This window comes from Halorubrum trueperi (assembly GCF_042662525.1).
Classification (GTDB): domain Archaea; phylum Halobacteriota; class Halobacteria; order Halobacteriales; family Haloferacaceae; genus Halorubrum; species Halorubrum trueperi.
This window is the reverse complement of sequence record NZ_JBHSXI010000010.1, coordinates 156,544-163,493: the sequence shown is the minus strand read 5'-3', so window position 1 is coordinate 163,493 and position 6,950 is coordinate 156,544. Positions and strand designations below refer to the sequence as shown.

The 6,950-nt window shown below is 67.6% G+C and carries 5 protein-coding genes; 1 reads left to right on the top strand and 4 read right to left on the bottom strand.

What is annotated here, in order from left to right:
- Nucleotides 1–483: 483 nt before the first annotated feature.
- Nucleotides 484–3,588: an FAD-binding and (Fe-S)-binding domain-containing protein gene (locus ACFQEY_RS09945; protein ID WP_379767959.1), complete on the bottom strand. Its 3,105-nt coding sequence runs from the start codon at nt 3,586–3,588 to the stop codon at nt 484–486.
- A 190-nt stretch (nt 3,589–3,778) separates the two neighbouring features.
- On the opposite strand from ACFQEY_RS09945, the gene ACFQEY_RS09940 reads away from it, so the two are divergent.
- Nucleotides 3,779–4,147: a VOC family protein gene (locus ACFQEY_RS09940; protein ID WP_379767956.1), complete on the top strand. Its 369-nt coding sequence runs from the start codon at nt 3,779–3,781 to the stop codon at nt 4,145–4,147.
- Nucleotides 4,148–4,771: 624 nt separating this feature from the next.
- On the opposite strand, the gene ACFQEY_RS09935 is transcribed toward ACFQEY_RS09940, so the two are convergent.
- From ACFQEY_RS09935 to ACFQEY_RS09925, 3 genes are all read right to left on the bottom strand, one after another.
- The gene (locus ACFQEY_RS09935) at nt 4,772–4,909 is read right to left on the bottom strand and encodes a DUF7560 family zinc ribbon protein (protein ID WP_379767953.1); all 138 of its coding nucleotides are present in this window, start codon (nt 4,907–4,909) and stop codon (nt 4,772–4,774) included.
- An 87-nt stretch (nt 4,910–4,996) separates the two neighbouring features.
- Entirely contained in the window at nt 4,997–5,752 is a 756-nt protein-coding gene (locus ACFQEY_RS09930) for an ABC transporter permease (RefSeq protein WP_379767950.1), read from the bottom strand.
- Entirely contained in the window at nt 5,749–6,837 is a 1,089-nt protein-coding gene (locus ACFQEY_RS09925; RefSeq protein ID WP_379767947.1) for an ABC transporter ATP-binding protein, read from the bottom strand. The genes ACFQEY_RS09930 and ACFQEY_RS09925 overlap by 4 nt, the downstream gene beginning before the upstream one ends.
- Nucleotides 6,838–6,950 lie beyond the last annotated feature (113 nt).

Genomic DNA, 6,950 nt, shown 5'->3' with positions numbered 1-6,950 from the left:
GAGTGAGGAGCGTGGTTCGAGAGAGCAAAGCTCTCTCGTCATCGCCGGAAATCGTTGATTTCCGGCTAGCAGTCAGAACGCTTTGCGTTCTGACGACATCGCCGGACTACGTCCGGCTAGCAGCCAGAATCCGAAGGATTCTGGCGACATTCCGAAAATCTCTGATTTTCGAGCGACAGCGAGCGTGCGCCCGCGTCGCTGCTGGGGCTTTATAAGTGTTCACCGCGCTGTCGACAATCATTTATAAGCAATCAACGCCACACACTGAGCGATTCACCGCGCCGTCAACGATATATAAACAGCCGCTAACAACACCATTCGTTCACTTATAAACGGCCCGTCGACCGAATTGATATACTCACTCCCGCTATCACTCACCACTCGTCCAGTACTGACGGTTCTGGAGATCTGACGTGCGGGAGGCACCGTTCGAAAGTCCGAAACCGAGGGAGCGTCGCGGCGCTCGTCGGCCGCGATGTCGGCTCAGTCGTCCGCGGGCGGCGCGCCGGCGTCGGCCGCGTCGACCGCGTCGGTTGCGTCGGCCGGGGACGCTCGTCCGGTCACCGCGTCGGCGACCTTCTCGATCGGGTGCGGGGGACTCTCTTCGGCGCTCTCGCGGTCGCCGAGCTGAGACCGGCAGGACGCGCCCGGCGCGGTCACCGTCTCGCCCGCGCTCTCGTCGACCTGGTCGAAGAGGATCCGTCCGATGGCCTTCGAGATGTCGTAGTGCTCGGACTCGTAGCCGAACGAGCCGGCCATACCGCAACACGACGAATCGAGCGGATCGACCTCGTAGCCGGCGCGGCGGAGCACGCCGACCGCGTGGTGGTCCTTGTTCGTCGCCTTCTGGTTGCAGTGACCGTGGTACGTGAGCGACTCCGCGGGCGCGTCGAACGCCAGCCGCTCGTCGACCCGACCGGCGTCGAGGTACTCCAGGACGCCGTAAGCGGCGGCGGAAACGGCCTCGACGTCCTCTCCGTCGAGTAGGTCGAGGTACTCGTCTTGGAACATCACGGCGTCGGAGGGTTCGACGAAGACGACCGACTGCCCGTCGCGGACGCGGGCGGTGAGCGCTTCGACGTTCGTCTCGGCGCGCTCGCGGGCGTCGTCGAGGAAGCCGGTGGAGAACGCCGCGCGGCCCGAGGGCGCGAGGTCGTCGGGCACCTCGACGCGGACGCCGGCCGCCTCCAGCACCTCGACGGCCGCTTTCCCGGCCGCCGGGTAGCTGTAGTTGGTGTAGGTGTCCGGGAACAGCGCGACGGTGTCCGTCGCCTCCGCGGGATCGATCGCCGATCCGCCGCGCGATTCGAACCACTCCTCGAAGCTCGTCGAGCGGAACGTCGGCAGCTCGCGATCTGGGGCGATCCCCGCGACCGCGTTCATCACCGCGCGAGCGCCCGGGATTTTCGTCGCCGCGTTCGAGATCGGCGCGAACGTGCTCCCGAGCGCGGAGAAGCGATCGATGTCGCGGAAGATCCGCTCTCGGAAGCCGGAACCCTCCTCCTCGTGGTGTTCGTGTTTCACCTCGGCTTTCAGCTTCGCGAGGTCGACACCGGTCGGGCAGTCGCTCTTACAGCCCTTACACCCGACACAGAGACCGAGAACCTCCTCCTGGAAGCGGTCGGAGTGGATCTCGTCCTCGTCGAGCTCGCCGCTGATGGCCGCCCGGAGCATGTTGGCCCGCCCGCGGGTCGCCTGGATCTCCTCCTCGGAGGCGCGGTACGTCGGACACATCACGCCGGAGTCCGTCTCCCGACAGGTGCCACAGCCGTTACACAGCTCGACGAGGTGCGAGAATCCGCCTTCGTCCTCGAAGTCCAGGGTCGTCTGCGGCTCGATAGACTGGTAGGTCGGTCCGTACCGGAGGTTCTCGCGCATGTCGGTGTCGGCCGCGCTGTCGGGATAGCCGCGCTCCGCGGCGGTGTCGCCGTCGACGTAGACGACCTTTCCGGGGTTCATCCGCCACTCGGGGTCGAACGCCGATTTGAGCTCCTGGAACGCCGCCCACAGATCCTCGCCGTACATCTTCGGGTTGAATTCGGTGCGCGCGAGCCCGTCGCCGTGCTCGCCGGAGAACGAGCCGTAGTGCTCTAAGACGAGGTCGGTCACGTCCTCGGAGATGGAGTGCATCTTCTCGATTCCCTCCTCCTCTTTCAGCGAGAGGATCGGCCGGATGTGGAGCGTCCCGCTCCCGGCGTGCGCGAAGTAGGCGGCGGACGTGCCGTGGGCGTCGAGCACCTCCTCGAACTGGCCGACGTACTCGGCGAGCTCCTCGGGCGGCACCGTCGCGTCCTCGATGAACGGGTACGGCTTCGGGTCGCCCTGCATGCCCATCAACAGCGGAATTGCCGCCTTCCGGAGCTTCCAAATGTCGGCCTGGTCCTCCTCGGTGTACGCCTCCAGCACGTCGAAGGCGTTCCCCTCATCGACGAAGTGGGCGTTCGTGTCCGCGACCGCGGCCTCGAAGTCGTCCACGAGTTCGGAGTCCCACTCCAACATGAGCGCCGCCGTGGCGCGGTCCGGAATCGGCTCGGCGTACTGCGCGAACTCCTGTGACCCGGCCGCGAGCGAGAACACCTCGTCGTCCATCAACTCGACCGCGCTCACCGGGAACTCCAGCGCCTCGGGGACCGCCTTCATCGCGTCGACCAACGAGTCGAAGGTGTACAGCGCCAGCGCCGTCTCCTCGGGGCGGGTGACGAGCGACACCTCGGCCTCGACGATCGTACCGAGCGTGCCCTCCGCGCCGACGAACAGCTTCGAGAGGTTGATCACCTCCTCGCCGTCGTCGTTCTCGTAGATCACCTTCTGGAGGTTGTACCCGGAGACGGACCGCTTGAGATCCGGGTACTTGTCGTCGATCTCCGCCTGGTTCTCCTCGACGAGACGTCGTGTGGTCTCGTAGAGGGCCGCCTCCCGATCGTCGCCCGAGACGATCTCCTCGTACTCCGGCGAGTCGAGAACGACCTCGCGGGTGTGGATCAGCGAGCCGTCCGCGAGCACGACCTGCAGTTCCTCCGTGTACGCGTCGGTGATCCCGTACCGCACCGAATGCGCGCCCGTGGAGTTGTTTCCGATGCCGCCGACGACCGTCGCCCGCGCCGACGACGCCGGGTCGGGCGCGAACTTCAGCCCGTCTTCCGCGAGGCGGGCGTCGAGGTGGTCCTGGACGACGCCCGGCTGGACCACCGCGCGGCGGTCGCCCGGGCGGACGTCCACGATCTCGTCCATGTACCGAGAGAAGTCCAACACGACGCAGCCGGGGCCGACGGTCTGTCCGCCGAGTGAGGAGCCGGCCCCCCGGGGGATGACGGGGACGCCGTGGTCCGCGGCCACGTCCATCGTCGCCTGCACGTCCTCGACCGAGCGCGGCGTCACGACGCCGGCCGGCCGCGCCTGATAGATGCTGCCGTCGGTGGCGTACAACACCTGCGCGTACTCGTCGAATTGAACCTCGCCGGCGACTCGGTCGCGAAGATCGGACGCGAGTTCCCGGTAGGCGGGCACGTCCGGTCGGTCGTGACCGAGCGCCGCAGCCGACGTGTCGAGGTCCGGCGTGTCAGTCCCACGCGTGGGCTCAGTTGCCATGTTACAACTGGACAGCGAAGAGCGAATAAATCCTTTGTTAAAGATGAATATCGACTGAACGCGGAGCGCGTTCGCCGGCTTCCGTCCGTGATACGCACCGGAGCGCGATCGGAGCGCTAGCCGGGTGCGACCGTAGCGCGATCGGACCGCTTCCGTCGGGATTTATTGTGTGAGCGCGAGACGACGATCCATGGAGATACTCCACACGTGTCTCAACGTGGAAGACGCGGACCTGACTGCGGACTGGTACGTCGAACAGCTCGGCTTCGAGCGCTCCTGGGAATTCACCACCGAGGACGGCGACACGCGCAACGTGTACGTCGCCGACGACGCCGGCGTCGAGTTCCAGTTGTCCGACACCGAGGGCGAGACCCCGTCCGACGACGGCGACCGGTACGATCACGTCGCCGTCGGCGTCGACGATGTCGACGCGACCTTCGAGAATATCGACCATCACGGCGTCGTCAAGGAACCGGGCGATCAGCCGGCCGCCGGCGCGCGGACGGCGTTCGTCAAGGACCCCGACGGCCACGCCGTCGAGCTGATCGAGCCCTTATAAGCTGAGTCGTCGAACGCCGAGCGTATTTGGCATCGACTCGCGTCGTCGAATACCTCACACCAACGAGAGCGACCGCTCAGAGGGTACTGAAACGCCGGCGATAGATTCCGGGAGTGGGTATTGCAGGCAGCCGCCGGCGACGTGATATTTAAACGGACGAGCGCGACAGCGACGGCTACTTATAAATGAACGAGGCTGTCGGCGCGCCTCTGAGCGCCCGGCAGGGCGCGAGTAGGGAGGGACCGAAGGTCCCTCTGACAGCCGGCGGCGAAGCCGCCGGCGAGAGCCCGCGAGGGAGCCCGCGGCCGCTTATAAGCGGCCGCGGCGAGGTTGGGGAGGTGTGAGGTGCAGTGCTGTGCGGGGTGGGGCTCAAAGGGGCAGTCGCCGGCGGCTCTGCCGCCGGCTGCCAGAGGCGCTCCGCGCCTCGCGGCTGGGGCTTTGTGAGTGTTCACCGCACCGTTAATCACTTATAAACACTCAACGCCAGAAACACAACAATTCACCGCGCCAGCAACGATATATAAACAACCGCCAGCGACATCACTGTCTCACTGATAAACGACCACTCCTCCGAATTGACATACCTACTCCCGCAATCGATCAGCACCCGTTCGATCGCGGCCGCTATTCTGCGGTAAAGTCGTCCTCACCGGCGTCGGTGGTGCAGACCGGACAGCCCGCCGCGAGGATCGTCTCCCGCATCTCGTCGTTGACCTCGATGGTCTGTGCGCAGTCCGAACAGGTGAATTGAACGGTCGTCAACACTGGACCTCTCTCGTCTCTCCGAGACGGCGGCGGGAGATATAAATGACCGGCTTCCGGGCGGCTCCGCCCCACAGACCCGTCTCGTCAGCTCGCGCGCGGGATCGCGTACGCCCCGAGCGCGAGGAAGACGATGGCCAGCCCGGCCAGGACCCCCAGATCGCCGGCCCACGCTCCGCCGTCGAAGGTGATCGCCCGCGTCCCGCGCGCGAAGTACGTCAGCGGCGAGGCGGCAACCGCCGGAAGGAACCACTCCGGGAGCAGTTCGGGGGGAACGAACGTCTCCGAGAGGAAAAGCAGGGGGAGCGCAACCGTGTTGCTCGCGGCGATAACGCCGTCCTGCGAGTCCGAGAGCGCGCCGAGGATCGCCCCGAGCCCGCAAAACAGCGCGACCGCGACCGCGACGAAGACGGGGAGGGCCGCCAGCGCGGGCGAGACGATCAGTTCGGCGTCAGTTACCGCGAGCACGAGCGCGAGGATCAGCAGGCTCGCCGCGCCGATGATCGCGACGTTGACGAGGGTGTGCGCGAGCAGCCACTCGCCCCGAGAGAGGGGCGTCGTCGCGAGCTTCTCGAACCGACCGCCGTCGCGGTGGCGCGCGATCTCCGAGCCGACCCGGGAGAGCGGGGTGAAGAGGACGACGACGGCGAGATACCCTGGGATGTAGTAGCCCGCGGGCTCCGCGAACAGGCCGCCGCCGGTGGGCTGCGTCCGGACCAGCGCGCCGAAGATCACGACGAGTATCACGGGGAAGAAGAACGTGAAGAACACCGCCGTCCGCCGCCGGAGGAACGACCGCGCCGCCGCGGTCGCTTCCGTCTCGATCCGTCCGAGACGGGTCATCGATCGCCCCCGTCCTGTGCGTCCTCGCCCGCGCGGTCCGCGATGCCGCCAGTCCCCGTCCGCGGCGAGTACGCCTCGCCGGTGAGCCGGAGGTACACGTCCTCGAGCGACGGCTCGGACCACGCGAGCGACTCGAAGGCGATCCCGCCCGCGTCGAGCGCGTCGACCGCGTCGCCGATCGACTCGGGCCGGACGCCGAGGATCCGGAGCCCGTCGGCGGTCGGTTCCACCGCGAAATCCCGCGACATCGCGCCCCCGACGCGCTCGACGGGCTCGTCCCCGGCGGGCCCGTCGACGACCACCTCCAGCCTGGGCTCACCGCCGTGTTCGGCGATGAGTTCGGCGGGCGGGCCGACCGCGACGACCGCGCCGTCACGGAGGAGCGCGACGCGGTCGGCGAGTCGCTCGACCTCGTCCATCGCGTGGCTCGTGAGGAAGACTGTGGTCCCGTCGCCCGCGAGCCGCTCGATCAGCCGGTGGAGCGCGCGCCGACCGGCCGGGTCGATCCCCGTCGTCGGCTCGTCCAGAAACAGCAGGTCGGGGTCGTTGACGATGGCGGTCGCGACGCAGGTGCGGCGCTTCTGCCCGCCCGAGAGCGTCTCGTACCACGCGTTCGCGTCGTCGGCCATGCCCACGTCGCGCAGGACGGAATCGGTGTCGCGCGCCGCGTCGTACAGGCCGCCGTAGTACGCCACCAGCTCGGTCGCCGTCAGGCGCTCCGGCGGGTCGAACGACTGCGGGAGCAGTCCGATCCGCTGGGAGTCGACCGCGCGCGGTGGAGCGCCGAACACCCGCAGGTCGCCGTCGGCCTCGGTCGTTCCCGTCAGCGCGCGGACGAGCGTCGTCTTCCCCGCGCCGTTCGGGCCGATCAGTCCGAACACCTCTCCCGACTCGACTCGGACGTCGACGCCGTCGAGCGCGACGACCTCGCCGTACGACTTGCGGACTCCCTCGCCGCTGACGACCGGATCGGAGTCGGGATCGGCGTCGTCGCCTCCCCGCGTCTCGCTCCCGTCACCGTCTCCGTTCCCGTCCCCCGCCTCGACCGCGGACGCCGACGCCGACGCGGCCGCTGTCTCGTCCATGCGGTCGGATCGGTCGGCCGCGCGCGTAAGGGTTGCTCTTCGATCCGGGGAGCGAGCGCAACACGAGAGCGCGAACGCTCCGTCTGCGAGAGCGCGAACGCGACGTTGGAGGG